Source organism: Dyella sp. 05T440 (assembly GCF_056395965.1).
This window is the reverse complement of the sequence record NZ_JBFTKN010000020.1, coordinates 1-25,071: the sequence shown is the minus strand read 5'-3', so window position 1 is coordinate 25,071 and position 25,071 is coordinate 1. Positions and strand designations below refer to the sequence as shown.

Sequence of the window (25,071 nt, the reverse complement as noted above, 5' to 3'; positions counted from 1 at the left end):
CCCACCGTCATCGTCATTGCCCACGGAGATGCTCCATGCGTTTGCTGCCCCTGTTTTCCGCCATCGTCCTAGGCCTGGGTTCGGTCGCTGCAGCGTCGGCGGACGATGCACCGGCACCGGCACCAACGCGTGTCGCCGTGCGCGCCGCGCACCTCGTCGACGTCAAGGCGGGCACCGTGCGCGACAACCCGCTGGTGATCATCGAGGGCGAGCGCATCACCGAGGTGCGTTACGACGGCCAGGTGCCGGCAGGCGTCAACGTGATCGACCTGGGCAGCGCCACGTTGTTGCCCGGGCTGATCGACTGCCACGTACATCTCACCGGCGACCCGGGCGAGGTGAAGGGCGATTACTACGAGGCTGTGCTCAAGCGCGGTTCGATCGATTCGGCGATTCTCTCGCCCACTTATGCCAAGCGGACACTGGATGCCGGCTTCACCACGGTGCGCAACCTGGGCGCGCCTGACTATGTGGACGTGGCGCTGCGCAACGCGATCGATCGCGGCGATATCGCCGGGCCGCGCATGCTGGTCTCCGGTCCGCCGCTGGGCGCCACCGGCGGTCACGCCGACGACACCACCGGCTTCTCGCCGTGGATCGAGTTCCACGGCGTCGAAGGCGTGGCCGACGGCGTCGATGCCATCCGTCACCGCGTGCGCGAAAACGTCAAGAACGGCGCCGACGTGATCAAGTTCATGGCCAGTGCCGGCGTGTTGAGCGCGGAGGCATCGGTCGGTGCGCCGCAGTATTCGCAGGAAGAAATGAATGCCGTGGTGGACGAGGCGCACCGCTGGGGCAAGAAGGTCGCCGCACATGCGCACGGCGCCGAGTCGATCAAGATGGCCATCCGCGCCGGCGTGGACTCGATCGAACACAGCAGCATGATCGACGAAGAAGGCCTCAAGCTGGCCAAGCAGCACGGCACCTATCTGGACTTCGACGTCTACAACGACGACTACATCCTCAGCGAATATGCCAAGAAGGGCTTCCCGGCCAGCACGGTGGAGAAGGAGCGCCTGGTGGGCCGCCTGCAGCGCGAGAATTTCCAGCGCGCGGTGAAGGCCGGCGAAAAGATGGCCTTTGGCACTGATGCCGGCGTCTATCCGCACGGCTGGAACGCAAAGCAGTTCGCCGTGATGACCCATTGGGGCATGACGCCGATGCAGGCGATCCAGGCGGCCACGGTCAACGCCGCGGACCTGCTCGGCATGACCGGCAAGGTGGGTGCGGTAGCGCCGGGCTATTACGCCGACCTGGTGGCGGTGAGCGGCGATCCGATCAACGATGTTGCGCAACTGGAACACGTCAGCTTCGTGATGAAGGGCGGCGCCGTCGACAAGAACGACATCAAGCGCTGATCCGGGCCGGTTGGCGGCAACCTTCGCGGGACGTGGATGTTACTCAGGCTAAGCTTGTGTATCGCTCTCAACCCGTCCCCGAGGTGTGCCATGGAAGTTCGCCAGCCGGTTCCTCCCTTCACCGCCGAAACGGCAGCGCAGAAAGTGCGCCTTGCCGAAGACGGCTGGAACAGTCGCGACCCGGTGAAGGTCTCGCTGGCGTACTCGCCCGACACCTACTGGCGCAATCGCGCCGAGTTCGTGCATGGGCGTGAGGAGGCGCAGGCTTTCCTCGCCCGCAAATGGAATCGCGAGCTCGACTATCGCCTGATCAAGGAACTGTGGACCTTCGCCGGCAACCGCATCGCCGTTCGCTTTGCCTATGAGTGGCACGACGATTCCGGCCAGTGGTACCGCAGCTACGGCAACGAGAACTGGCAGTTCGACGAGAACGGCTTGATGACGCATCGCCATGCCTCCATCAACGACATGCGCATTGCCGAGTCGGAGCGCAAGTATCACTGGCCGCTTGGTCGCCGTCCGGACGATCATCCGAGCCTGAGCGACCTGGGCTTCTGAACGCCGTCACCATCCATCGATCACCATCAAGGAGGCCACTGATGACCCATGCGGATAGCGGCATCAACCTGGATGCCGAACCCAGCGGCGAAGGCTGCGTCGAATGTCTCAAGGCCGGCGGCTGGTGGCTGCATCTGCGCCGGTGTGCGCAGTGCGGCCATATCGGTTGTTGCGACAGCTCGCCCAGCCAGCATGCCAGCAAGCACTTTCATGAAACCGGCCACCCGGTGATCGCCAATTTCGAGCCGGACGATCCGTGGTTCTATGACTTCCGTACTCGCCGGGCGTACGACGGCCCCGAGTTGCGTCCACCCCTTTTCCATCCGCTGGATCAACCCACGCCCGGGCCCCGCGGCAAGGTTCCAAGGAACTGGGAAGACCTGCTGCATTGAACGCCACCCGGGCTTCCACGCACGGACTTGGCGCGACCACATCGACGATGGATGCAACCCCATGAACGACAGAAACGCACTGACCGCCGGCATCGATCATGTGGGTTTGACCGTGAGCGACGTCGAGCTTTCGCGGGCCTTCTTCGTGCAATGCCTGGGCTGGCGGGTGGTCGGTGGCAATCCCGCGTATCCGGCGGTGTTCGTCTCCGATGGCACATCCGTGCTCACGCTGTGGCAGGTCGACGGCACCGATGGCCACCAGCCGTTCGACCGGTGCAAAAACATCGGTCTTCACCATGTCGCCCTGAAAGTGCCCAGCGAGGAAGCGCTGCATGCGCTGTTCGCCAGGGTGGCCGCGTGGCCCGGTGTGGAAGTGGAGTTTCCGCCCGAGGCCGTGGGCAAGCTGGGCAATATGCACGGTTTCGTGCGTGAGCCGGGCGGCACGCGCGTGGAATTTCGCTACAACGTGCCGGCGTAGACCGTGGCAGGAACGTGCGTGCTTGCCGCTGCGCGCGTTCCACGGGAGACTGGGCCACGCGCTCACACCAGCGCGCAGCGCTACACGCACACGGGACAGGCAATGAACGAACACGTGGACTTTCCAGACGACGAGAACGGCGACGTGCTGCGGCAGATGGCCGAGCAGGGCGACGACCTGTCGATCGCGCGCGAGATCGACTTCTCGGTGATCTTTCCCACCGAGGAAGCCGCGCTGAAGTTCGCGGTGCTATTGCTGAGGAATGGCCAGAAAGTGTCTTTCTCCGAATACGAGGCGGATGAGGAACGCCCCTGGGAAGTGCAAGCCCACCCCTTCATGGTGCCCACGCACGACAACATCAGCGGCTACGAAAGCCTGCTCGCCAGCGAATCCGAATCGCTCGGTGGCCTCAATGATGGCTGGGGTTGCGTGGTGCAGGAGTAAGGCGGAGCGGTCCGCCGCTAGCGCGAAGGCGCCTGGCCGCCCTGGGCAATCACCGCAGCTCGATCGGCATGCTGCACACGCGGTGCCCGCTGGATAGCGGCATGCACTGCGTGGTCAGTCGAGACCGGGGGATGTTCGCTGGCATGATGATGAAACGCCAGCGCGGCGGCGCGGACTTCGGGTGGCGCAAAGCGCAGCTCGCAATCGGCATGGGCGTTCAAGCTGGGCGACAACATCAGGGCGAGCATAAGCGTGCGTTGCATGAGATACCTCCGGCGTACTCGGAGGTTCCCATGAGGCGAGGGAAGGCGGCCATCCGGTTCTTGTGATGTGCGCCGCTCGTGGCACGCCGCCTCGAACCAGGTGCGTCCAGCGCAAGCTAGAACTTGCTGTGCTCCACCTGCCGCTCACGACGCATCAACGTCCACTCCGCGTGTTCGGTCAGCGCGGCATCGCCCAGTGAGCGCAGGATGCCGCGCTTCTCCGCAGGATCGTCGGTACGGTCGAGCGCCGCGCGGGCGCCGCTGAAAATGCGCTGCATGAAGCGGTATTGCCGGATCAGTTCCTTGTCGGCCTTCCTGTATGCATAGGCTTCGCGCACGGCGGCAACGATCGACAGCACGGCCATGATCACCACCAGCGTGTTCTTGATGTCTTCCGGCAGTTTGAGTGCAAACATCGCCAGAAACACACTGATGGAGATGCCCACCCACAGGCTGATCGAGCCCACCGTTTCGGTCAGATGGTGCAGGCCTGCGCTCTCCAGCGTCTTGCATTCGAAGTAGTGCAGTTGGCCCGAGCGGCCAGGTTCGCCCACCCATTCGTTGATGACCTGGGCCAGCGCGTCCGGCTCTGGCTTGGCTGGCGGCTGCAGGCCCACGGCGCGCATCACATTGCGGATCCAGCCCAGCTCGATGTTCTGCTTCTGCAGGAAATTGTCGTGCGCAAACTCGTGGTCGGTGTCCTTGGAGATGCCGGCGCGCCGCCAATACAACTGGATGCGCAGGCCTTCGGCAAGTGCGCGATAGTCCAGATACTTGCGGTGCCATTCGCGGCGCCGCGCGAGTGCGGCGACGATGCCGCCTGCCGCAAACAGCAGCAGGAAGAAATAGATCATGTTGTTCTGCTGGGTGAGATGGGCATAGAGGGTGAAGGCGATGCCCATCAGCGCGGCCAGCGTGTACGTCACGCGCAGCGCCAGCAACACGCGCTTGCGAAAATGCATGGCGAGCCAGTCGGCGCATCGAAAAAGCCGATCGACCGCTTCCGTGCTTTCGCCGGGTGACACGCCATGCTCGCCGGCCGCAGCGTCGATCTGCGGCGCGTAGGTTTCGCAATCGTCGTTGAACTCGATCATGTGACGAATCATCAGGTCGAATTCTTCCGGTGGTTCGGCCTGCAGCGTTACGTGGTCGCCGGTGCGCCAGAGGGTCTGCAGCGCCGTCAGGCCTTCGGCCACCGAACCCTGCGCGCCTTCGCGCGAACAGACGATGTGATAGAGCAGGTGCTCGTCGCCGCCGCTCAGGATATGCCGCGCCTGGCGCGGATGTTCGATGATGCCGGGCAGCGAGCCGTGCAGGTAGTACTTCACGATTTGCGCGGTGCCGCCGAGTCGTCCGGAGTCCTTGCCGTCCCAGATCGACACCAGGATGTGCGCGTGACTGGCGATGAACACGCCGGCCTTCGCATATTGCCGATTACGCGCTTCGCCATGCGCCTGCAGTGCCTCCCGCGACTGGCTTTTCAGCAGCGGCAGGCGGATCACATCGGCGCGTTGAAAAAGCTCCTCGAACCGCTCGCGTACCACGGGCTCGGCGAAATCTTCGACATACATGTCGCGCGGCAAGGGCAGCGGAACCACCAGGCGCGCGCCCGCCGCCAATGCCTCGTTCGCGAAGAGCTGATCGCCGCCTTCGGCCAGCGCCGAGAGCGCCACCAGCGGCAGCGACGGGTAATCGCGCTTGAGTGATGCGAAAAAGGCCTGCAGGCGTTGCCGGATCGGCTCGATCTCAGCCGCGGCGATGTTGCGATGGCTGGTGACGCCGACCACCAAAGGTGTCATGGCAACCTCCGCGCGAGCCACGGTCCGGACCAGCGAACGCGTGGTGTGTCCATGGTGCAGGCAAGGCGGGGCTCACCCTGACGAGAAGGGCGCGTGAAGGCCCGCTCGCATCCCCTCCGCGAAACCACACGCAGCCTACCGCAAAAATGTGATGTACATCACATTCTTGATATCATTCCGGGAGGTGGCGAGGGGCGAGCGTCACCCGTTCCAGTCTGGCTCTGCGCCGGCTGGTCAGCGGTTGCGGGACGTTCCCGGCCAGGAAGGCCATGGCCTTCCTCGGGAGTGCACGGCGTCATGAAGCAGCCTCCGGCGGCCCCGGCATGTCGGTACCGCGCCTTCATCAGCTATAGCCACCGGGACAGTTCCTGGGCGGGCTGGCTGCACAAGGCGCTGGAAACCTATCGCGTGCCGTCGCGCCTGGTGGGCAAGCAGACTGCCGCCGGTGTGACGCCGCGGCGACTCGCGCCGATCTTTCGCGATCGCGACGAACTGGCCAGCGCCACCGATCTGGGCAGCAAGGTACGCGAGGCGCTGGCGCAATCGGCCAACCTCATCGTCATCTGTTCACCGTATGCGGCCACGTCGCATTGGGTGCAAGAGGAAGTGCTCGCGTTCAAGCGGCTGGGGCGCAGCGCCAACATCTTCTGCCTGATCGTCGATGGCGAGCCGAACGCGGGCGAACGCGGAGATCCCGCACAGGAATGCTTTGTCTCGGCGTTGCGCTTTCAACTCGATGCCAACGGTGAACTGGGCAGCGAAACCGCCGAACCCATCGCCGCGGATGCGCGCGCTTCGAAGGACGGGCGTCGCAACGCCAAGCTGAAACTGATCGCCGGCATGCTGGCGATCAGCTTCGACAGCCTCAAGCAGCGCGAACTGCAACGGCGAAATCGGCGCCTGAGCATGATCACCGCGGCTGCGCTGGTGGTGGCGGCAGTGACGGCATCGCTGGCGATCGTGGCGATGCAGGCACGTCACGCCGCCGACGTCGCGCGCGTGGCGGCCGAGCGCCGGCAGCGCCAGGCGGAAGACTTGATCGACTTCATGCTGGGCGACCTCAACGACAAGCTGCATCGCATCGAGCACCTGGACATCATGGAAGATGTCGACAACAAGGCGATGAAATACTTCGCCGCCATGCCGACCACCGACGTCACCGAGCAGGCATTGGCCCAGCGCGCCAAGGCGCTGGAACGCATCGGCTCGGTACGCGAGGAACAAGGTCATCTGCCTGATGCGATCGCCTCGTACCGGGCCGCGGCCATGCTCGCCTCCGCGCTTGCGCAAAAGGCGCCCACCGACGCGGCCAAGCAGCTGCAATATGCGCGCATCCTGGCCTTCATCGGCCGCGCCCACTGGTTCGAGGGCGAACTCGATGCCGCCCAGACCAGCTTTGAAGAAGCGCAACACGTACTGCTGCGCGCCGAGCCGTATGCCAAAGGCGATCTCGAGCTGCTGTTGGAGCTTGAGATCGTGGACAACAACATGGGCCACGTACTGGAGGCGCATGGTCGCCTCGACGAGGCGCTGGTCAGCTACCGCAGCGCGCTGGAGCTGGCCGGCAAGCTGGTGGCCGCCAAACCCGATCGCGCCGACTGGGCCACCGAACTCGGCGGAGCGCACAACAACATCGGCAAGCTGGCGTTGCTGCATGGCGACCTGGCCGGCGCCATCGCGGAGTACGGTTCGGACGATGCGATTGAAACGGCCTTGTCCGCGCAGCATCCGGACGACTCCAGCCAGCGCGATTCGATGCTCACGGTGCGCGCCATCCTCGGTCGCACGCTGGCCCTGGTCGGCGATGACGAGACCGGCATGCGCCACATGCAACAGGCGGTCGATATCGCCGATGGGCTACTCAAGAGCAGTCCGAACAACAGCGGCTTCCAGGAAGACGTGGCCCGCTATTGCGCGCAACTGGCGCGGCTCAAACGCCTCAACGGCGATCTGCCCGCCGCCAACGCGCTGACAGCACGCTCACTTGCGCTGGCGGCTGCGCTGGTCAAGCAGAGTCCGACCGATGCCGGCCTCGCGCGCTTGCAAGCCGAAGCGCAGACCGAGCACGCCGCGCAGTTGCTTGCAGCAGGGCAGGCCGACGCCGCGCACGCACAGTTGCTGGTGGCGCTGGACACGCTCCGCCCCATGCGGGTCAAGCAACCGCATGAGCGTTCGATTGTCTTGGCCAACGGCGCCGCGCAACTGCTGCTGGCGGCGGCCACGACCGATCCGGCGGCAGCCGCGCAGCTGCGTCGCGACGTGGTAGCGATGGCGCAAGGGCAACCCAGCGGGCAAGGCGATCCACGCTTGCTGTCGATGCAGGCCCGGGCCTTGCTCGCGCTAGGTGAGACCGCCAAGGCAGATCCCTTGGTGCAGGCGTTGTGGGGCAGCGGCTATCGCGATGCGGAATGGCTGGCCGTGCTGCGCCGCGCTCACGTGGCCTATCCCATCAACACCGTCTTCCAGAAAAAGTTGGTGGCACAAAACAGCGGCGTTCGCTGATCAGGCTGACCGGGGCAGTCGAGAGTACGGGAGCACCATCGGGTAGGGAACCGCAATCTCTCAACGACGGGAGTTCATCATGAAAACCAGCAACCCCAGCAAGATCGATATTGAAGTGGAGCTTTATCGCAATCCCAAGCCAGGACGGGAGGAAAACTTGTTGGTGGTCAATCAGGGCAAGCACCACCACGCCTTCGAGAAGGTCGCCAGCGATGACCAGCCACATACGATTACCTGGACGCTATCGGGCAACGCCAGCGAAGGTGAGTTCTGCGCCGCCGACGATCCGCACAGCCCCGGCTTCTCATGGCTGGTGCGCAAACCGAGCGACAAGGTGTTTCGCAATCTGCGCTACGAAGGCAAGAAGAAGATCAGCATCGACAACTACCATTGCGACAAGAACAGCGAAGGCGTGTGGCACTACCAGCTGTTCGCGCGCTTTGGCGACAAGGTGTACGGCGTGCCGTTGACCTTTGTATGCGGCGAGTCCAACAGCCCTCATCCATCGATCAAGAACAACTGATCCGTCCATCTCGCGCAAGGTCGCCCACGGACGCGGCGGCCTTTGCGCCAACACCTTCATGCGGTGTCGAGACTCGCGTGCGTACAGGGAAAGCCAGTTAACCGGCGTGATGCCGCCCACATCGATCTCTCGCGTTTCTCACACGTTGTCTACGGAACCGGTCGCACTGTCCAGCCACACGCGGCAAGCCTGCCGTGGTCTTGCTGGAGCGTATTCATGAGCGACCTCATCGAAAGCCAGGCCAATGAGTCTGCGGAACCTGCCCAGAAACAGCGTGGCGGCATTGGCTATGTCTTGCTGTGGATCCTGGGTGTCCCGCTCCCTGTGCTGATCCTTATCGCGCTGGTTCGTGGTTGCGCCTGACCTGAAGGAGAATTTCCATGGCTACCACCTATAGCAGCGCCATCGCCCTGGACCCTCTTGCGCAGATGCGCTGGAGTGCCGTCTTCGCAGGTTGGTTTGTGGCGACGGGTATCGCGATACTGCTCTACGGCGCGGGCATCGCGTTGGGCTTCACGGCATTCAATCCGCACAACGCGGAAGCGGCCACCAAGGGCCTGGGCATCGGCACCATCATCTGGATGATCCTGACCTGGGCTGCCTCGCTGTTCGTGGGCGGCCTGTTTGCCAGCTGGTTCGACGGTCGTGCCGACGACACCATGGGCAGCCTGCATGGCATCACGGTATGGGGCGTGGCGATGACTGCGAGCACGCTGTGGCTCGCACTCACGCTGGGCCAGGTGAGCCATGAGCACAAGTCGCCGCACGGCGACCACGCAGGCACCATGGCGTTGGCCGACAACGAGCCGATGGCGGTACTGCGCACAGATGTCCATCGCACGCTGGCGACACAGCGCGAAACCCGTCCCGACAACGAGACGGAGAAGGCGCTGATCGCGGCCCTGGTAGCCGGGCATACCGACACGGCGCGCGCCATCCTGATCGCGCAAACCGAGATGCCCACGGATGCGGCGACCATGCGCGTCAATACCTGGTTGCCGGTGGCCAACGCCACGCGCGACCAGCTCAAGAGTGACGCCGACCGCTTGAAGCACTATGCGGCCGTGGGCATGTTGACCTTGCTGCTCAGCGGGCTGGCCGGTCTGGTCGCGGCTGCCCTGGGCGGCTGGATGGGCTCGCGCCATATCCATCGCATCTACCACTTGCGTCGCTACGAGGGTCGTCCTTTCCGCGGGTAAGTGCGCGGCTGGGGCAGAGGTAACGGCAGCGCCGGTGCAGGCGCTGCCGTTTGCTTTTCACTGGGACAAGCGCTGGTGACGACTGCAGGCCGGGCCGTACGCCAGCGTGATTCGAGCCATCGAGATGAAGAACAAGCTTTTCATCGTGGTGAAATCGACGGTCGATGCGTTCAGCGACGACGAGTTGCTGACGCGGGCAGCGGCGTTGTCGTTCTACGCCGCGCTGTCGCTGGCGCCCTTGCTGTTGCTGCTGATGTGGAGTGTGGCCATCGTCAGGCCGGACTGGGCCGACGGCGTGACCCAGATGATCTCCACCATTGCGGGCGAACGGGCCGCGGTGGCCATCAATGAGGTGCTCGGCGCCGTGCGCAATCGCCCCATGACCGGCAGCGTGGCCGGCGCGGTGAGCGTCGGCATCACCTTGTTCAGTGCGACGGCGGTGTTTGCCCAGTTGCAGGGCACGCTCAATCGCGTCTGGCGCGTGAAGCCCGAGCCAGGAGCAGCCATCGGCGCCTGGTTGCGCGCACGTGCGCGGGCGGTGGCGCTGCTGGTCGGCATCGGTTTTCTGCTGGTGATCTTTTTCATCATCGGTACGCTGATACGCCACGCCATACCCGAAGAAGGCGCGGTATGGAACGTGGTGGGGTCGATCAGCGGTTTCGCCGTGCTCTTCATCGCGTTCTGCGCCATGTACAAGGTGTTGCCGGATGCCCGGGTGGATTGGTCCGACGTCACCCTGGGCGCCTTCATCACCGGAGCGCTGCTGCAGATCGGCAAGTACGTGATCGGTTTCTACCTGCAGCGCGCGAATGTCGGCAGTGCCTACGGCTCCGCGGCTGGCCTGGTGGTGCTGCTCACCTGGACGTACTACTCCGCCGTGGTGGTCTTGACCGGTGCTTCGTTGACACGCGCACTGGCAGACGCCTTTGGCAAACCGATCCGACCCAGCGCTCACGCGGTGGAAATCGACTAGCGCCGTTTGCTAAGCGGCAACCAAACGCCGCACGCCTCTATACATTTTGCGCTTAAAAAGTTGACACGCCCGTTATCTCTTCGCGCCCACGCTTCGTGACGCAGTCTCTACTCGGGGCGGTTGCTGCCCTGGGGACATCTCATCATTGCTGGCGCTGCGGTGCCACGAAGGGAAACGCCATGTCGCTCATCCTGTTGATCATCGTCCTCGTCCTTGTGATTGGCGCCTTGCCGTCATGGCCTTATAGCCGCGGGTGGGGTTATTACCCCAGCGGCGGCCTGGGCCTGATCCTGCTGATCTTGTTGATCCTGCTGTTGATGGGTCGCATCTGACGATTCACCGATGCAGCGAGAGTAAGAACGAAGACGGCGCCGTCGTGCGCCGTCTTTGTTTTTGATCAGTTTCAGCGATTCAGCGTTCGGATCACTTTGGACTCTCAAGGGTTCGACAGGTCGTTCACTCCGCGAAACGCAGGATCGATGCCGTACACGTCCCCCACGGCACATCGCTTTGGCGTGACGTGGTGGAGGTTCCTGCATGTCGCTTCAATTCACGCTGGCCCAGCTGCCCCCTGCGGTGACGCTGCGTCGCTGCTGGACCAATGCCAGCTGGGGCTCGCGCCGGCTCGATGTCATGGTCGCCATTCCGGCTCGCAACGAAGCGGGCCGCATCGGCCGCTGCCTCGATGGTCTGGAACGTCAGGACACGCTGCGCCGTTTTGGCGTACTCGTGCTGGTCAATGGCAGCTCCGACGACACCTACGCCGAAGTCGTGGCGCGCGCGCGACGGCATGCGGCGTCGCCGCTCCTGGTGGTGGAGGCGCAGCTTCCGCCGGAGCGTTGTGACGCCGGCGCTGCGCGTTGTGTTGCCATGCATCTGGCGGGTCGCTGCCTGCCCAGCGGCAGCGGCGCGATCTTCACCACCGACGCCGACAGCGTGCCGCCATCGCGCTGGATTGCCGAGTACAGCGCGCTGATCCATGCGGGATACGACGCGGTGGCCGGCCTTGCACGACTGCTGCCGGAAGACATGGAAGACATACCGCGCTCGCTGCTGCAGCGCCGGATGGCGGAAACGCGTTATGAAGCCTGCCTGGATGCGCTCGAAGCGTGGCTGGATCCCGTCGCGCACAATCCATGGCCGCGCCACTACCAGGCCAGCGGCGCCAACCTCGCTTTGAGCGCTGCCGCGATGCACTTGGTGGGAGACGCACCGTGGCCTGCCTGTGGTGAGGACAAATCCCTGGTGCACGCGCTGGAGTTGCGCGATGGCCGCGTGCGGCATGACACCGTGCAGCAGGTGCTGACCTCCGGCAGGTTGTTCGGACGCGCGCGCGGCGGCATGGCCGATACCATGCGCAAACGGATACTGGAGCCCGATGCGCCGTGCGACGAGCGGCTGGAGTCGGTCGAACATGCCTGTTTTCGGGCTCGCACGCGGCGACTGCTGAGGGATTGCCACGCAGGACACCGCAGCGCCGAGCCGCTGGAAGCCTTGGCTGCACGCGTCCACCTCACTACGCGCACGCTGCAGGCAGCCTTGCGCACGGGCGGGTTCGGCGCCGCCTGGCGCGTGATCGAGAGCGCTTCGCCGCGGCTGGCGAGATGGCCATTGAACCCGTCGCAACTTTCCGCGCAGTGTTCGCGCGGCGAGGCCTTGCTTGCGCGCATGCGCATCCCGTATGCGCGACAGCACGATCAGCTCGCGGGGATCACGCCATGAATGCCATCGCGATGGAACGACCGTCGATGCAGCGGGACCAGATGCTCGCCATGCCGGCCGATCTTGAGTCCACGCTGGATCGGCTCGCGGCGGAAGACGACCGCACCGACAGCGCCCCCATCGATGCGCTGAAGTATCTCGTGCACTGCGGTGCCGCCACGGCCGTGCTGCCGGCATCGCTGGGCGGTGCGGAGTTCGGATGGTCACGGCATGCATCGCCCAGTCTTGGCGAATGGCTGAGGCGACTGGGTGCATCGCATCTCTCGCTGGCGCGTCTCTATGAGGGCCACGTCAACGCCTTCCAGCTGATCTGGACCTACGGCAACCGCGCTCAGCGCGATGCCGTGTGTCGCCATGTGGCGGAAGGTGGCTGGCTCGGCGTGTGGAATGCGCCCCATCCCACGGGCCCGCTCACGCTGTCGGGTTCCCACGATACGTACGTGCTCGATGGCCACAAGGCCTACGCGTCCGGTGCGGGCTTGATCAACCGGCCGCTGGTGACGGCGCAGCATGAGCGGCTTGGCTATGTGATGGTATGGCCCGCGGTCGCCTGCCAGGTGGGTGCGCGCGAAGAGTGGGAGATGCACGGCATGCGTGCTTCAGTAACGTTGCCGATTCGCTACCACGCGGCCAGCGTGGCGCCCGACGCCATCATCGGCGCCGACAATGACTACCACCGTGAGCCGATGTTCAGCGCGGGCGCCTGGCGTTTTCTCGCCGCCCAGTTCGGCGCGGGAGAGCGCCTCGGTCGACTCGCGGCGCTCGCGCTCACGCGCGCCGGTCGCGATGGCGATCCGCATCAGCGTGCACGCATGGCCGACGTGGCGATAGCCGTGGAATCGGCGGCGCTTTGGGTGGAGCGCGCACGCTGGGCGGCCGATAGCGATGCGTCTTGTGCGGAGATCATCCATATCGTGCGCATGGCCCGCCTTGCCGTCGAACGCCAGCTGCTCGAGGTTATCCAGTGGGTGCACCGGTCGGTGGGCCTTGCGGCGTTCCGGCGGGATAACCCGATCGAGCGCATCACGCGCGACCTGGAAACCTATCTGCGGCAGCCGGTACCGGATCTGGTCAGGGATCGCATCGGCGAGCACATGCTCAGCTCCGCGGTGCGCCCATGACGTATGCCCAGGCGATGCAGCGTTTGCCGCTGGTGGCGCCAGAAACCCTGCTGGCGCAGCGCGGGCTGATGGTGGTGGCGCCGCATCCGGACGATGAAACGCTGGGTTGCGGTGGCCTGCTCGCGTGGGCGGCGCGCTGCGATCTGTTGCGCCATGTGGTGTTCCTTACCGACGGTGAGTGCTCGCATCCCGATAGCGAGCGCGATATGGGAGCGATCCGCCGTGGCGAGGCGATCATTGCGGCGGCGCATCTGGGCCTGAAGCCATCGCATCTGAGTTTCATGGGCCTGCCCGATACCGGCCTGCTGACCCTGGGCGGCGAGCAGCGCTTGTGGGCGACGCATTGGCTACGCCATCTCGCCGCCGAACGCAGCCCCTGCCTGATCGTGGTCACCGCCGATACCGATCCCCACGGCGATCACCGCGCGGCCTGCACCCTGATCCTGGAAGCCACGCGCGGACTGCACGGCGTGGAGGTGATGACGTATCCGATCTGGAGCTGGCTGCTGCACGACGAGCCGGCGTCGGTCAGCGGCATCCGTGTCGATATCAAAGCACATCGTGCCATCAAGGCATCGGCGATCGAGGCTTACGCCAGTCAGCAAGGCCGCCTCTCGCTGGACGTCGATGGTTTCAAGATACCCGAGGAGTTATTGCGCCATGTCCACGCCGACACCGAAGTTTTCCTCCGCCCCCAGCTATGACCATGAGTTTTTCGAGCACTTGTATACCGGCCAGGTCGATCCCTGGTCGGTACTCACCAGTGCCTACGAGCGCGACAAATACGAGGCAACGCTGCAGGCGCTGAGCAAGCCGCGCTATCGGCATGCACTGGAGCTGGGTTGTTCGATTGGTGGGCTGACGCGCTTGCTTGCCACCCGCTGCGATGCCGTGACCGCAGTCGATACCAGCGCCACGGCGCTGCTGCGCGCCAGGCAGTTGTGTGACGCGCCGAACGTGACTTTCGTGCAAGCCCATCTTCCCGATGGCGACTGGGGAGGCTCGTACGACCTGGTGGTGTTGTCCGAAGTCCTCTACTACTTCTCGATACCCGCCCTGGTGCGGCTGGCCGACCGACTGTCCAAAGTGGTCACGCCCGGTACGGAATTCGTGGTGGCGCATTGGACGGGCGAGACCGACTATCCACTCACCGGCGATCGCGCCACCGAGCTGTTCCAAAGCCTGATGCGCGCCGACCTGCGCAGTCGCACGCGCCATCCCAAGTATCGGCTGGAGAGCTGGGTGGCGAACGGCAGCCCGTGACTGCGCACCTCACCCCGCGCGAGAGCGCACGCTAGACGTGCGCGTTCTTGGCGGCAGGCCGCGCGACAGCGGCCTCGACCACACGCACCAGATCGGCGCGACCGAATGGCTTGGGCAGACGCAGCACGTTCCTGGCCGAGCCTTCGGGCAGCTCCGCATAGCCGGACGCCAGGATGATGGGCAGGCCGGGCCAGCGCGACTGGACTTCTTCGATCAACTGCAGCCCGTTCATCACCGGCATCGCGTAGTCGGTGATCATCACGTCGAAAAACGTTTTCTGCGACAGCTGTTCCAGCGCCTCGCGCGCGGAATGCGCCTCGACGGTGACGTGGCCCAGGTCGTTCAACACCGCGGTGATGGTCATGGCGATCAGCGGATCGTCGTCCACCACCAGGATGCTTTGCGCGGTGGCGTTGGCCTCGGGCTCAGGCTCGGGCGCGCGTGTCGGCGCGGTGGCTGAGGTCCCGGCCATGGGAAGCCACAGTTCGGCGGTGGTGCCGCGTCCTTCCTGGCTGCGCAGCAGCAGGCGTCCGCCGGATTGCTCGGCCAGGCCGTGCACCATGGACAATCCCAGGCCCGTGCCCTTGCCGATGCCCTTGGTGGTGAAGAACGGCTCGGCTGCGCGCTCGAGCGTGGCGGGGTCCATGCCGTGGCCGTCGTCGGTCACGGAGAGGCTCACATAGTTGCCCGGCGGCAGGGCGGTGCGATGGCCGCTTTGCTCGATCGTCTCGTTCCTTGAAGTGATGATGATGTGCCCACCCTCGGGCATCGCGTCGCGCGCATTCATCACCAGATTGAGCAGGGCCAGTTCCAACTGGTTGCCGTCCACCAGGGTCTGATGCAGCGTGAGCGGAAACACCGTGTCGATGGTGATGGTGGGCCCGGCAGAGCGCTGCAGCAGGCTGCTGATCTCCTGCACGAGTGCGCGCAGATCGATCGCGGTGGGCTTGAGCTCCTGCTTGCGCGCGAACGCCAGCATGCGTTTGGTCAAGGCGGCACCGCGACGCGCACCGGCCAGGGCATTGCCCAGCAGATTGAGCGCCTGCGGATCATGCGTCAGACGCGGCTCCATCAACTCCAGGCTGCCGATCACCGCCATCAGCAGGTTGTTGAAATCGTGCGCCACGCCACCGGTGAGCTGGCCGATCGCCTCCAGCTTCTGGGACTGGAACAGCGCCTCGCGTGCGTCGGCGAGTGCGGCGTCGGCATCGCGGCGTGCGGTGATGTCGCGGGTGACCTTGGCAAAACCCACGTGACGTCCGTTGTCATCGGTGATGCGGTCGATGATCACGTGCGCCCAGAACGAGGTGCCATCCTTGCGCACGCGCCAGCCTTCGGCCTCGAAGCGACCCGTGCTCGCGGCGACACCGAGCGCGCGCTGCGGCTCGCCCGCGGCGCGATCCTCCAGCGTGTAAAACGTCGACAGATGCTTGCCGAGTATTTCCTCGCGCGTATAGCCCTTGATGCGCTGCGCGCCGGTGTTCCAGCTGGTGATGAAGCCGTCCTGGTTGAGCATGTAGATGGCGCAATCGCCGACGCCTTGCAGCAACAGGCGAAATTGCTCTTCGCTGTGGCGCAGGCGGTCTTCCGCCTGCTTGCGTTCGGTGAGGTCGCGCGTGACCGAGGCGTAGCCGATCGGCGTGCCGTCCGAGGTTTTCACCAGGTCGAGCACCATATTGGCCCAGTACTGCGTGCCATCCTTGCGGCAGCGCCAGCCCTCCGCTTCCACGCGACCTTCTTCGTAGGCGGTGACCAGCGCCAGTTCGGGTTCGCCGGCGGCGCGCGCCTCGTCGGTATAGAACATGCTCAGATGTGCACCCAGCACCTCGGACGCGGTGTAACCGGCACTACGCTCCGAACCGATGTTCCAGCTGGCAATGGTTCCATCCAGATTGATCAAACAGATGGCGTAGTCGACAACGGAGTCGACCAGCAGCTCGTACTTGTTTTGTCCCGTGGTGTTCAAGCGCCCCTCTTGGTACCGCGTAGGACTGGGTGGTCATTGTTTGTCGAGGAAACGTGTAGAACGCGTCAAATTCACGGGCTTGTTTGGTTGCTGCGTCCAGGACGCACGTCACGTGACCTGGCGCTGCCTCTTCAAGCCGTCAAAACCGATCGGTGCTCGCCAGATACCGCCATTGACCCGGCTGCAGGCGGGACATCGGGATGCGGCCGATGCGCAGGCGCTTGATCGCCAGCACTTTCAGTCCCACCGCGTTGCACATGCGCTCGACTTTCTCGATCGCAATCCGCTTCAAGGCGAAGCGCAGGTGGTTTTCGTTCTGCCAGCTCACCTTGATCGGCGGCAGCGCGTAGTTGTCGAAGCTGAGCCCATGGTTGAGCAAGGCGAGACCGTTGGGCGCCAGCTTGCCGGTCACTTCCACCACCAGTTCCTGCTCGATGCGGTCGAAGTCTTCTTCCAGGCGACGCTTGACCCGCCAGTCCTGCGTGAATACCAGCAGGCCACTGGCCGCGTCGGGCAAGGCCAGTGGCGACTCCAGTCGGGCGAAGTGACGCTTCAGCAAGCGCACGCCCGAGGCGTCGTCTTCGGCGTGGCTTTCCACGCGGACCAGCGCGCGAGCCTCATCGACCGTGACGCCGGCGGGCTTGTGCAATACCAGGGTGGCCGGTTCGGCGGGTTCCAGCTTGGCGTGCGGATCAATCTCGATGCGCTGTTCCAGCACCTTGAATTGCGGCTCTTCCACGGTCACGCCGTCTACGCGCACCCAGCCGCCTTCGATATACATTTCCGCCTCGCGTCGCGAGCACTGGGTCAGGGCGGCGACACGTTTGGCGAGGCGTTCGGGTTCGGTCATCAGCGTTGCCAGGGAGGGATGTGCGCCATTATAGGCGCTGCGGTGCCGGGCGGAGCCCGTCTTCGCAGCCGGCTGGGGCGTCGCCCTGTGGTGGCATCGTGTCTTCAGGGACGATCAGAGCAGGGGGCAAGCCATGTCGGATCACGAATCGATGAAGGAGGCGCGGCCTGTGGGTCCCGAGCGACGCATCGTCGCCATTGATGTGTTGCGGGGCGCGGCGCTGTTCGGCGTGCTCTGCGTCAATCTCATTAATGAGTTTCGGGTGTCCATTTTCCAGCAGTTTCTTCCCGCATCCACTGACGGTTCCTGGCTGGATCATGCCGTCCAGGCGACGGTGAGCATCGGCATGGAGTTGAAGGCCTTCGCGCTGTTCTCCCTGCTGTTCGGTGTGGGCCTGGCCATTCAATTCGAACGACTGGCAGCGACCTCGCGCCGTCTCCCGCTGCTGAGCCGGCGACTGCTGGTGCTGCTTGGGCTTGGCCTTATCCATCTGTGCTTTATCTGGAACGGCGATATTCTCACCGAGTACGCGCTGGTGGGCTTGCTGGCCTTGCCCTTCCTCTATGCGTCAAACCGCGTTCTTGCCGTGGCAGCCGCGGTCGCCCTCGCGATCTATGCGGCCTTGCCGTTCTGGCTGCCGGATACGTTCTTCTGGCCGAGCGGCGTCTCGCTCCAGCAGTATGTGCAAACGGCTACGGCGGTGTATGCAGGCGGCACATGGGCGGACGTCATCCGCTTCAATCTCGCTGAAATACCGCATTTGATACCGCTGCATGTGCTCGTCGCACCGCGCACGTTCGCGTTGTTCCTGCTGGGTGTGATGGCATGGCGAAGCGGTCTGCTGCGACATCCCGAGCATTATCGTCGCCTGCTTGTCGGCATGGCCGTGGTGGGTGTGGTCTTGGGATTCGCTATGAATTTGCTGGATCCATCCTCGGCTTGGCGCAGCTGGGCGCCGGTCATCTCGGTGCTGAACACGCTGGGCCCGTTGGTGCTGGCGATCGGCTACGGGGCTGCGATCACGGTGCTTTATATGTTCACCCGGGCCGGCCGTGTGCTTGGTGTGCTGGGTCCACTCGGTCGCATGGCCTTCAGCAACTACCTGGCCCAGTCGTTGATCTTCGGCTGGATCTTCTTCGGCTATGGATTGGGTCGCTTCGGCCAGATGAGTCCATCGCACGCCATGTGCCTTGGCGTAACCGTCTATGTGTTCCAGATCATGGCCAGCCGGTGGTGGCTCAGGCGATACCGTTTTGGCCCGATGGAGTGGCTGTGGCGAACGCTCATGTACCGCGCTCGGCAGCCCTGGCGGCGCTCGACCGACACGTATGGCGAAGAGAGCGCTGGCGCCGCGTCCGAGCTGAAGTAGACTGCCGACCAGTCCATGAGTCACCGACCGCTCCGCTCTCGCTGAAACCACCATCGCACGCACACGAAGGAGTTTGGCATGGCCAGGCAATTGCTCCTGAAAGCGCTCGCCCTGATGTTCACCGGCGCGTGTCTGTACTGCGGCCTCACGGCCACGGATTTCCACGCGCTGACAGTCGGTGCTGCCGACGAGTCCACGAGCTGGCCCAAGGTGATACTCGCGGTTGCCTTCGGCATAGCGGCCGTCACTGCGCTCTACTTGTCCGCTCCGGCGAAAGAAAAAGCGTCGGAGCGCTGAAGAGGGCGGTCGGCTGAAAAAGTGGCCCGCCGGGAAGCAGCTCCCATCGCGAGGCGGGAAAGGATCCAGGGGGCACGGAAAGCCAACCCCGGCGTTACGTGCGCCAGGTGGCACTTCTAGGCTGATCGATCTCATTGCGCACCCAGGGATGCCGTGACAGGATTTCCCATTCGATCTCGCGGTTGCCATCGCCCTCGCAAGCTACGGCGTCGTCCTCAAGCAAGGGCAGGTGGTACCGGTGGGCGAAGGTGCGACGTGAGCTGCCGGCTTCCGACCCGGAGCGGACGGTCGTAGTCATCGCGTGGAAGCAGATCTATCCAGGGAGCAGGGGGATCAATGCAGCCTGAAGGTTTGAAAGTCATCATCATTGCCGTCATCGCCATGGCGCTCTTCGGTGCGAGCTTTGTTGGTTACATCGCCCATCTGAAGAAGGTCGCTCCCGCAAAAAGCGATCCCGCCTGGCAGGTGACCGGTGTCGACGCGGACAAGCGCTTTGCCAAATTGGACGGCAGGGCCAATCTGAATTTCGTGGCACTTACTGCCTGCTTTGGCGTCATGGCTTATCTTGCCTTCGATGCAATCTATGCCCTGCGGGTCATGTTGCTTCCGCCGGCCGTGATGACCTTTCCCATCTCACATGCCTTCCTTGTGCTTGCTGCGCTATTCGCCGGAGCCGGCGTGGCTTGTATGGTCTTCTGCGCCTGGGCTCGTCGCCGCTGGGGCGAGGACGCGCGTTGGTATATCTCTTATGTGTCCGTACGACGATATGAGTGCGACTACGAACGACTGTGCCGCGGACTGGGATCCGCGCTGGTTGTCCTGGTCCTCCTGATGCTGCCGCTGGGTCTCAATTCGTACGTGCAGGTCCGTGAATCGGGATTTGCCATCCACCCGTTCCTTGCCCTTCGCGAGCAGGTGCATCCCTACGCCGATATCGATGGCATAGCTACGTCGGCGAAGTTCATTGCACCCAACGGACGAATCCGCCATGAGCGCGACTACGTCGTTCACTTCAAGGACGGCACGCGCTGGGTCGCGAGCAACCTGCCGTCGGGCGAGATCTACGACCGCGTGCAGGTTGCCAAGACACTGGCCGCAAAGGCGGGTGTGACCATCGTCGAGGTGCCGATCTTCAAGACCGGCGATGTGTACAACTAATCCCTGCACTGGATTGAGATAGAGATTGTGGTTGATGACACCGGCGAAGAAATCGTAACTACGTTCAACGTAAGCGAGATGGCGGAGTTCTGCGGCGTACAGGCCGGCATCCCTGAGCACATTCAGGTCGACAAAAAGACAGGACGATGTCTGTTTGATCTGCCTCATCTATGAAGTGGAAATGGGCCTGATGAGAGGTCCGCTTGCGACCCAACCCTGACATTGAATTATCGGATCGGCTGGAGGGGCGGGGCGGTGCCGGCATGGAATGAACAACAGCTCAGTGCGGGGTGTCCCGCGTCGGGAAACCAACAGGAGAAGGACAATGGCATCACGGGCTCGGAAACTTTTGCTGGCCGGAATAGCGTTGTCAGCGTTCATTGTGCAGTCCGTCGCTGCAAAGGGTGGCCCGGACGCGCCACTTGTCGCAGCAGGCTCCGCGTACGACGGGCCCGCTGCGCAAACCTTCACCATGTCCGAAGTTCGGCATTTCCTCGAAAAAGCAAAACAAGCCGAGATCATCAAGGATTCTCTCGAGCGCTGCCTTTCTTATCCAGATCCGCCAGGAAGTCATTGGTCGCAGGCCGCGACACGCGCGTATTGCGTCTACAGCTTTCAGACGATGAAGCGCTATGAGGAAGTCAGGTCACTGATACAGAGCGGTCACGTGGCGGAATTGGATCAATACTTCGCTGATGCGTTGGAAAAGCAATTGACGCAGCCAGGTTCCGCGGGACTGCTGGATCATATCTATGACACAGTCTTTAAGGCTGCGAATGCCAGTCAGACGCGTGCGACAACTGAATCATGGAAGGAGCAGTCGCCCAAAAGCGCTTTCGCTTACGCCGCAAGCGGTCGTTCTTACCTGGCGATGGCATGGATGGCGCGCGGGGAGGCGTCGGTCGGCAACACGCCCTCAGAGAACTTCAGAGCAATGCATAGGTGGCTGGCACTGGCAGTCGCCGACCTCGATAAAGCGATTGCCTTGAACCCCCGCGTCATGCCGGCCTATTCGACCATGATTAGAGTAGCCATGCTAAATGGCGATGACTCATACGCCGCGGAAGCGATGAGGATGGGTCTGGCGATTGAACCGGCGAACTATTCGATTTATGAACAATTGGTTTGGATGTCAGAACCGAAATGGGGTGGGTCTCTCCAGGAAATGAGGAGCATCGTCAGCGCTGCGCAAATGCATGCCAAGGACAATGCATTGTTGGAGCTCCTTCTGCCACTTCCTGGGCTATACGACGCGAACCTTGGTGAATGCAACTGCGAAGGGTCTCCGGACCCGGGGGCGTACAGGATAGTGCTCGACAAGGTGACTGGCAGCGACTATCTCCAAGGTGCGGCAGAAGAAGCGCGAGTGACCGGCTTCGCGAATTTGGCCGTGGTCTACCAGTCCGAGGTGCTCAGATTCAACCCTGCGAATGAGTACGGGAGACTTCGGCGGGCAGACAATCTTGCTGCCTATGACGAGGGCTCCTGGGCGCGGGAGGAAGCCGGCAAGAGTTCGCCTGACTCCATCCAGCTCGGGACTACGGCCAAGGCGTACGGCGACGCCTATCGGTCACTGGGAGAGGCCAAGCTGGCAGAGAAGGGCTATTTGCGAGCCATTGCGATCAACGCGTCCGACAAGGAAGCGCGCTTTGCGCTAGGCATGCTGTATGTCTACTCGACTCATCAGTGGGAAAAGGGCTGGGCCTTGGCCAATCAGTTAATCCAGGATGTCCCGAACGATCCCAAAGGGTGGTTGCTTCGCGCGCGGATACAGCGCGATCAGCCACGTCCTGGGTTGCAGGACACAGTGAGTTACTTTATTGCGCATTTCGCGGCTGATCCGCGCAAGCAGGGGCAAGTTGAAGAAATGAAGATGCTTCTCGTGCCGAAGGGTCAGGAGGCTGCGTATAAACCACAGTCAGCGCACTAGCGAAGCGTCCACTCCGACCCAAAACGGACATATGGACGGACCAATATCTGAGGGGATGGAGATGCAATTCGGCAGTGTAGATGGGTTCCTTTACGTAGCCCGCATTACTGGGCCAACGCACAACCTATTGCAGCTCCGACTATCCAAAGCCGCTGTGTCTTTTGTGATTTGCGAGGAACTGCGTGCAACGGGCGGTTGCAAGCATGAAAAGCTGGGCCGAGCAAAGATTGAGGACTCAGTGAGAGTGGGCGTCACTTCGGCCAACGCTGCATTTGGTACGGAGCTCCATCCCACTGACATAAGGTTTGTGGCCAATGACACGGGTCCGGAAGACGTGTATCGGCTCTTGGCGGAGGCGATCGTATCTAAGGTTGCCGCAGGCGAGCTCGTGGTTGAATAAGGTCCGCTTTCGACCCAAAGTGACCTTCCTCAAGGGCCATGAACGAGCATTGATGGGTCTGCTTTCAAGCAGTTCCGGGCCTCGATCTCGTCGGGGAGGGTACGGATGGTTCACCTGCCAGGCTGGGTTCCGATTCCGCAAGCTCAAAGCAGCAAGCTGTACATGAGCTCGACGAAAGGACGAACCAGCTTTCCGACACCTCAACAGGGAGCAGTCACAATATGCACAAGGCATGGACAATCAGGTGCATTCAGGCTCTTTCTTTGATGCTATGTATAGCCACTTTTACGGCTGTGGCAGAAGATCTATCCGCGTCCCCGGGCAATCTTCCCGCACGCTACACCGAAGCGTTCAAACTCTACAAAGCTAAGCAATACGCCGAGGCCGCTGCCATCCTGGAGCCATTTCTCAAGGCCGGTGCGGAGGGCATGGATGAGCGTTGGAATCTTGCCATGTACGACCTGGCATGCTTCGAGGCTCTGGCAGGTCGCAAGGAGCTGGCGATAGATGCTTTGATGGCCTGGGAGGCCAAGGGTGGTAGTGGGTCCGCGGAGCATTTGGCCACCGATACGGATCTCTTGTCACTCCATGGAGACCCTCGCTTCGTGCAACTGGTCGAAGCGGCCCGCAACCAGGAGCATCTGTGGGCGCGCGAGCCTGGACAGGGGCTGCCAGCGGTACCGGATCTGAACGATGACGCAAAGGTGGCGGGGCTGTCCGTGGTGTGGTCGGAGGCGCGCTTCAACTTTGCCTTCTTCGATCGGCAACCGGGCCTGGACTGGAACCAGGCCTATCTGGACTTCCTGCCCAAGGTGCGTGCCACCTCAACCACCGAGGAGTATTACCGCACGCTGATGCGGTTCGCCGCCATGCTCAAGGACGGCCACACCAACGTGTATCCCCCTGAGGCCCTTCAGGACGCCTTCTACGGCAAGCCTGGGTTGCACACCCAGCTGGTAGAGAGCGCGGTCGTGGTGACGAACGTGGATGACCCGGCATTGCTCACGCAGCGGTGGCGGGTAGGTGACGTGTTGCTGACGATCGACGGGGAAGACATCCGACGCTATGCGGAGCGACAGATTGCGCCTTACCAGAGCTCGTCCACGCCACAGGACTTGCAGGTTCGTACGTTCGACTACGCCTTGCTCAGCGGGCACGCAGGCAGCCAGATCCATGTGAGCGTGAAGACGGCCGCGGGCAAACTAGAGGCGCGGAGCCTGACGCGACTTGCGCTAGCGGACAGGGCGGCGTTCAAGCGAGAGCGCGCTTCGTTTCAGCAAAGGCCGGACGGTATCGCCGTGCTCACCATCAACGAGTTCGAGGACACGGAAGGCACCAAGACGTTGCTGGCGAACCTGCCCAGTATCAAGGTGGCCAAGGGGCTGGTGATCGATGTCCGCGCCAATGGCGGCGGCAGCACGCCCGTGGACCTGCTGCAGGTGCTGGCCAAGGAACCGATCCGCGGCCCCCTAATCCGCACCCGCAGTTATCGCGCCGCCGACCGCGCGCGTGGCGCGCTGCCCGGCTGGACGGACCTTCCTGCGTTCCAGGCACCCGTCGACCCGGTCCACCACATCGATGTGCCGGTTGCGGTGCTGACCAGCGCACATACCTTTTCCGCAGCGGAGGATTTCGTGGCGATGTTCAAATCCATGCACCGGGGCATAACGGTGGGTGAGACCACGGCGGGAAGCACCGGGCAGCCATTGTTCTTCCAACTACCCGGTGGCGGCAGCGCGCGCGTTTGCACGCGCAATGATCGTGCGCCTGATGGGACCGTGTTCGAGGGGGTGGGCCTGCGCCCGGACATCGAAGTTTCGCCTACCGTGGAAAGTATCCAGCGAGGCAGGGACATCGCTTTGGAGCGCGCGGTAAAGGCGCTGTTGGTCGCCAAGTGACGAGGCGCCCTGGCGTCTGAAACGATACGTGATCAACCGGCTGAAGTCGCAACCTAAAGCGGACATGCCTAAGGCTGGTTTCCACGCATTGTCACCAAACCACGGAGTGGCCTTGTATCGTGCGGATTAGACGAATTCTTGGAGTCGCTGCGGCGCTGGGATTATCATCCTGCGCATCGATGAACCCGTATACAGAAGCAAGCAAACACATGCTCCGGCACTATCAGGCAACTTTCTGCTGGGCGCCGTCGAATGCCGGAAAGTCGGCCGATGCTTGCCAGAGCGATGCAGCGGCACCAGCCTTTAACGAGTGCATGGAGAAGCTTCGACCGACAGGACATTGGTGGTATCCGGACGAAGAAACAGCCGACGCCAACCTGACCCTCTGCATGGAAGAAAAGGGGTGGCAGCGGCTGTTTATCGAAGGCGTGATCCTGGGATGAATTCAGTAAAGTGCGGATGTCCGCTTTCGACCGATGGTGTTGAAAAAGTCGTCATTTCGCCAGTGGCTCGTCGGTCCGATGATGAGTTGGTCGGTTCCCAAGTGAAGAATCGACAGGCAAACGCTCTGGCTCTGTCATGCGGGGACCACATCGATCCCTTTGGTC

The 25,071-nt window shown here is 63.1% G+C and carries 26 protein-coding genes; 21 read left to right on the top strand and 5 right to left on the bottom strand.

Features of this window, described 5'->3' with window-relative positions; all coding sequences use genetic code 11:
• The first annotated feature begins 35 nt into the window (after positions 1-35).
• The 5 genes from AC1DE1_RS19650 (at position 36) to AC1DE1_RS19630 (ending at position 3,230) form a co-directional block, all read left to right on the top strand.
• Positions 36-1,358, top strand: coding sequence for a Xaa-Pro dipeptidase (locus AC1DE1_RS19650; protein WP_441604924.1), 1,323 nt, complete (start codon positions 36-38; stop codon positions 1,356-1,358).
• A gap of 90 nt (positions 1,359-1,448) precedes the next feature.
• A complete protein-coding gene (locus AC1DE1_RS19645) occupies positions 1,449-1,916 on the top strand; it encodes a nuclear transport factor 2 family protein (protein ID WP_046971766.1) in 468 nt (155 codons plus the stop codon).
• Positions 1,917-1,957: 41 nt separating this feature from the next.
• The gene (locus AC1DE1_RS19640; protein WP_477175157.1) at positions 1,958-2,308 is read left to right on the top strand and encodes a UBP-type zinc finger domain-containing protein; all 351 of its coding nucleotides are present in this window, start codon (positions 1,958-1,960) and stop codon (positions 2,306-2,308) included.
• Positions 2,309-2,369: 61 nt separating this feature from the next.
• The gene (locus tag AC1DE1_RS19635) at positions 2,370-2,786 is read left to right on the top strand and encodes a VOC family protein (RefSeq protein ID WP_477175156.1); all 417 of its coding nucleotides are present in this window, start codon (positions 2,370-2,372) and stop codon (positions 2,784-2,786) included.
• A gap of 102 nt (positions 2,787-2,888) precedes the next feature.
• Positions 2,889-3,230, top strand: coding sequence for a ribonuclease E inhibitor RraB (locus AC1DE1_RS19630; protein ID WP_441604921.1), 342 nt, complete (start codon positions 2,889-2,891; stop codon positions 3,228-3,230).
• Positions 3,231-3,247: 17 nt separating this feature from the next.
• Here the strand turns inward: AC1DE1_RS19630 and AC1DE1_RS19625 are convergent, their stop codons facing one another.
• Complete coding sequence (locus AC1DE1_RS19625; RefSeq protein WP_477175155.1) at positions 3,248-3,493, bottom strand: hypothetical protein; 246 nt, start codon at positions 3,491-3,493, stop codon at positions 3,248-3,250.
• A 116-nt stretch (positions 3,494-3,609) separates the two neighbouring features.
• Positions 3,610-5,292 (bottom strand): hypothetical protein, encoded by a 1,683-nt coding sequence (locus AC1DE1_RS19620; protein WP_477175154.1) that lies wholly within the window; start codon positions 5,290-5,292, stop codon positions 3,610-3,612.
• A gap of 297 nt (positions 5,293-5,589) precedes the next feature.
• Between AC1DE1_RS19620 and AC1DE1_RS19615 the strand changes: the two genes are divergently transcribed.
• The 10 genes from AC1DE1_RS19615 (at position 5,590) to AC1DE1_RS19570 (ending at position 14,595) form a co-directional block, all read left to right on the top strand.
• The gene (locus AC1DE1_RS19615; RefSeq protein WP_477175153.1) at positions 5,590-7,794 is read left to right on the top strand and encodes a TIR domain-containing protein; all 2,205 of its coding nucleotides are present in this window, start codon (positions 5,590-5,592) and stop codon (positions 7,792-7,794) included.
• A gap of 79 nt (positions 7,795-7,873) precedes the next feature.
• Positions 7,874-8,317: a hypothetical protein gene (locus AC1DE1_RS19610; RefSeq protein ID WP_477179271.1), complete on the top strand. Its 444-nt coding sequence runs from the start codon at positions 7,874-7,876 to the stop codon at positions 8,315-8,317.
• A 216-nt stretch (positions 8,318-8,533) separates the two neighbouring features.
• Positions 8,534-8,680, top strand: coding sequence for a hypothetical protein (locus AC1DE1_RS19605; protein ID WP_199728104.1), 147 nt, complete (start codon positions 8,534-8,536; stop codon positions 8,678-8,680).
• A gap of 17 nt (positions 8,681-8,697) precedes the next feature.
• On the top strand, positions 8,698-9,516 hold the full coding sequence (locus AC1DE1_RS19600) for a hypothetical protein (protein ID WP_477175151.1): 819 nt from the start codon (positions 8,698-8,700) through the stop codon (positions 9,514-9,516).
• A gap of 124 nt (positions 9,517-9,640) precedes the next feature.
• Positions 9,641-10,489 carry a YihY/virulence factor BrkB family protein gene (locus AC1DE1_RS19595; RefSeq protein WP_477175150.1) on the top strand — a complete coding sequence of 283 codons (849 nt, stop codon included), beginning with the start codon at positions 9,641-9,643 and terminating at the stop codon, positions 10,487-10,489.
• 179 nt (positions 10,490-10,668) lie between these two features.
• Positions 10,669-10,821, top strand: a complete 153-nt coding sequence (locus AC1DE1_RS19590) for a DUF3309 family protein (RefSeq protein WP_204636844.1) — start codon at positions 10,669-10,671, stop codon at positions 10,819-10,821.
• 205 nt (positions 10,822-11,026) lie between these two features.
• A complete protein-coding gene (locus AC1DE1_RS19585; RefSeq protein ID WP_477175149.1) occupies positions 11,027-12,211 on the top strand; it encodes a glycosyltransferase family A protein in 1,185 nt (394 codons plus the stop codon).
• A complete protein-coding gene (locus AC1DE1_RS19580; protein WP_477175148.1) occupies positions 12,208-13,332 on the top strand; it encodes a hypothetical protein in 1,125 nt (374 codons plus the stop codon). The genes AC1DE1_RS19585 and AC1DE1_RS19580 overlap by 4 nt, the downstream gene beginning before the upstream one ends.
• Positions 13,329-14,036 (top strand): PIG-L deacetylase family protein, encoded by a 708-nt coding sequence (locus AC1DE1_RS19575; protein ID WP_441604911.1) that lies wholly within the window; start codon positions 13,329-13,331, stop codon positions 14,034-14,036. The genes AC1DE1_RS19580 and AC1DE1_RS19575 overlap by 4 nt, the downstream gene beginning before the upstream one ends.
• The gene (locus tag AC1DE1_RS19570) at positions 13,993-14,595 is read left to right on the top strand and encodes a class I SAM-dependent methyltransferase (protein ID WP_477175147.1); all 603 of its coding nucleotides are present in this window, start codon (positions 13,993-13,995) and stop codon (positions 14,593-14,595) included. Before AC1DE1_RS19575 ends, AC1DE1_RS19570 begins: the two co-directional genes overlap by 44 nt.
• Positions 14,596-14,626: 31 nt before the next feature.
• Here AC1DE1_RS19570 and AC1DE1_RS19565 read toward each other — a convergent pair whose 3' ends face one another.
• Positions 14,627-16,561, bottom strand: a complete 1,935-nt coding sequence (locus AC1DE1_RS19565) for a hybrid sensor histidine kinase/response regulator (RefSeq protein ID WP_477179270.1) — start codon at positions 16,559-16,561, stop codon at positions 14,627-14,629.
• Positions 16,562-16,700: 139 nt separating this feature from the next.
• Entirely contained in the window at positions 16,701-17,411 is a 711-nt protein-coding gene (locus tag AC1DE1_RS19560; RefSeq protein WP_477175145.1) for an rRNA pseudouridine synthase, read from the bottom strand.
• Between the two features lie 133 nt (positions 17,412-17,544).
• Here AC1DE1_RS19560 and AC1DE1_RS19555 point away from each other — a divergent pair, with 133 nt between their 5' ends.
• Together AC1DE1_RS19555 and AC1DE1_RS19550 are read left to right on the top strand one after the other, a co-directional pair.
• Positions 17,545-18,780, top strand: coding sequence for a DUF418 domain-containing protein (locus AC1DE1_RS19555; RefSeq protein ID WP_477175144.1), 1,236 nt, complete (start codon positions 17,545-17,547; stop codon positions 18,778-18,780).
• A gap of 78 nt (positions 18,781-18,858) precedes the next feature.
• On the top strand, positions 18,859-19,077 hold the full coding sequence (locus AC1DE1_RS19550) for a hypothetical protein (protein ID WP_441604906.1): 219 nt from the start codon (positions 18,859-18,861) through the stop codon (positions 19,075-19,077).
• Positions 19,078-19,171: 94 nt separating this feature from the next.
• Here the strand turns inward: AC1DE1_RS19550 and AC1DE1_RS19545 are convergent, their stop codons facing one another.
• Positions 19,172-19,375 (bottom strand): hypothetical protein, encoded by a 204-nt coding sequence (locus AC1DE1_RS19545; RefSeq protein WP_477175143.1) that lies wholly within the window; start codon positions 19,373-19,375, stop codon positions 19,172-19,174.
• A 38-nt stretch (positions 19,376-19,413) separates the two neighbouring features.
• On the opposite strand from AC1DE1_RS19545, the gene AC1DE1_RS19540 reads away from it, so the two are divergent.
• The 4 genes from AC1DE1_RS19540 (at position 19,414) to AC1DE1_RS19525 (ending at position 24,906) form a co-directional block, all read left to right on the top strand.
• Positions 19,414-20,235 (top strand): hypothetical protein, encoded by an 822-nt coding sequence (locus AC1DE1_RS19540; RefSeq protein WP_477175142.1) that lies wholly within the window; start codon positions 19,414-19,416, stop codon positions 20,233-20,235.
• Between the two features lie 325 nt (positions 20,236-20,560).
• Positions 20,561-22,165, top strand: a complete 1,605-nt coding sequence (locus AC1DE1_RS19535; RefSeq protein ID WP_477175141.1) for a DUF4034 domain-containing protein — start codon at positions 20,561-20,563, stop codon at positions 22,163-22,165.
• A 621-nt stretch (positions 22,166-22,786) separates the two neighbouring features.
• The gene (locus AC1DE1_RS19530; RefSeq protein ID WP_477179269.1) at positions 22,787-24,463 is read left to right on the top strand and encodes a S41 family peptidase; all 1,677 of its coding nucleotides are present in this window, start codon (positions 22,787-22,789) and stop codon (positions 24,461-24,463) included.
• A gap of 209 nt (positions 24,464-24,672) precedes the next feature.
• Positions 24,673-24,906: a hypothetical protein gene (locus AC1DE1_RS19525; protein ID WP_477175139.1), complete on the top strand. Its 234-nt coding sequence runs from the start codon at positions 24,673-24,675 to the stop codon at positions 24,904-24,906.
• The last annotated feature ends 165 nt before the right edge of the window (positions 24,907-25,071 follow it).

Bases quoted from the DNA above. Each gene is read 5' to 3' on its own strand.
- AC1DE1_RS19650 (WP_441604924.1), top strand. From the start codon at position 36: ATGCGTTTGCTGCCCCTGTTTTCCGCCATCGTCCTAGGCCTGGGTTCG.
- AC1DE1_RS19645 (WP_046971766.1), top strand. From the start codon at position 1,449: ATGGAAGTTCGCCAGCCGGTTCCTCCCTTCACCGCCGAAACGGCAGCG.
- AC1DE1_RS19640 (WP_477175157.1), top strand. From the start codon at position 1,958: ATGACCCATGCGGATAGCGGCATCAACCTGGATGCCGAACCCAGCGGC.
- AC1DE1_RS19635 (WP_477175156.1), top strand. From the start codon at position 2,370: ATGAACGACAGAAACGCACTGACCGCCGGCATCGATCATGTGGGTTTG.
- AC1DE1_RS19630 (WP_441604921.1), top strand. From the start codon at position 2,889: ATGAACGAACACGTGGACTTTCCAGACGACGAGAACGGCGACGTGCTG.
- AC1DE1_RS19625 (WP_477175155.1), bottom strand. From the start codon at position 3,493: ATGCAACGCACGCTTATGCTCGCCCTGATGTTGTCGCCCAGCTTGAAC.
- AC1DE1_RS19620 (WP_477175154.1), bottom strand. From the start codon at position 5,292: ATGACACCTTTGGTGGTCGGCGTCACCAGCCATCGCAACATCGCCGCG.
- AC1DE1_RS19615 (WP_477175153.1), top strand. From the start codon at position 5,590: ATGAAGCAGCCTCCGGCGGCCCCGGCATGTCGGTACCGCGCCTTCATC.
- AC1DE1_RS19610 (WP_477179271.1), top strand. From the start codon at position 7,874: ATGAAAACCAGCAACCCCAGCAAGATCGATATTGAAGTGGAGCTTTAT.
- AC1DE1_RS19605 (WP_199728104.1), top strand. From the start codon at position 8,534: ATGAGCGACCTCATCGAAAGCCAGGCCAATGAGTCTGCGGAACCTGCC.
- AC1DE1_RS19600 (WP_477175151.1), top strand. From the start codon at position 8,698: ATGGCTACCACCTATAGCAGCGCCATCGCCCTGGACCCTCTTGCGCAG.
- AC1DE1_RS19595 (WP_477175150.1), top strand. From the start codon at position 9,641: ATGAAGAACAAGCTTTTCATCGTGGTGAAATCGACGGTCGATGCGTTC.
- AC1DE1_RS19590 (WP_204636844.1), top strand. From the start codon at position 10,669: ATGTCGCTCATCCTGTTGATCATCGTCCTCGTCCTTGTGATTGGCGCC.
- AC1DE1_RS19585 (WP_477175149.1), top strand. From the start codon at position 11,027: ATGTCGCTTCAATTCACGCTGGCCCAGCTGCCCCCTGCGGTGACGCTG.
- AC1DE1_RS19580 (WP_477175148.1), top strand. From the start codon at position 12,208: ATGAATGCCATCGCGATGGAACGACCGTCGATGCAGCGGGACCAGATG.
- AC1DE1_RS19575 (WP_441604911.1), top strand. From the start codon at position 13,329: ATGACGTATGCCCAGGCGATGCAGCGTTTGCCGCTGGTGGCGCCAGAA.
- AC1DE1_RS19570 (WP_477175147.1), top strand. From the start codon at position 13,993: ATGTCCACGCCGACACCGAAGTTTTCCTCCGCCCCCAGCTATGACCAT.
- AC1DE1_RS19560 (WP_477175145.1), bottom strand. From the start codon at position 17,411: ATGACCGAACCCGAACGCCTCGCCAAACGTGTCGCCGCCCTGACCCAG.
- AC1DE1_RS19555 (WP_477175144.1), top strand. From the start codon at position 17,545: ATGTCGGATCACGAATCGATGAAGGAGGCGCGGCCTGTGGGTCCCGAG.
- AC1DE1_RS19550 (WP_441604906.1), top strand. From the start codon at position 18,859: ATGGCCAGGCAATTGCTCCTGAAAGCGCTCGCCCTGATGTTCACCGGC.
- AC1DE1_RS19545 (WP_477175143.1), bottom strand. From the start codon at position 19,375: ATGACTACGACCGTCCGCTCCGGGTCGGAAGCCGGCAGCTCACGTCGC.
- AC1DE1_RS19540 (WP_477175142.1), top strand. From the start codon at position 19,414: ATGCAGCCTGAAGGTTTGAAAGTCATCATCATTGCCGTCATCGCCATG.
- AC1DE1_RS19535 (WP_477175141.1), top strand. From the start codon at position 20,561: ATGGCATCACGGGCTCGGAAACTTTTGCTGGCCGGAATAGCGTTGTCA.
- AC1DE1_RS19530 (WP_477179269.1), top strand. From the start codon at position 22,787: ATGCACAAGGCATGGACAATCAGGTGCATTCAGGCTCTTTCTTTGATG.
- AC1DE1_RS19525 (WP_477175139.1), top strand. From the start codon at position 24,673: ATGCTCCGGCACTATCAGGCAACTTTCTGCTGGGCGCCGTCGAATGCC.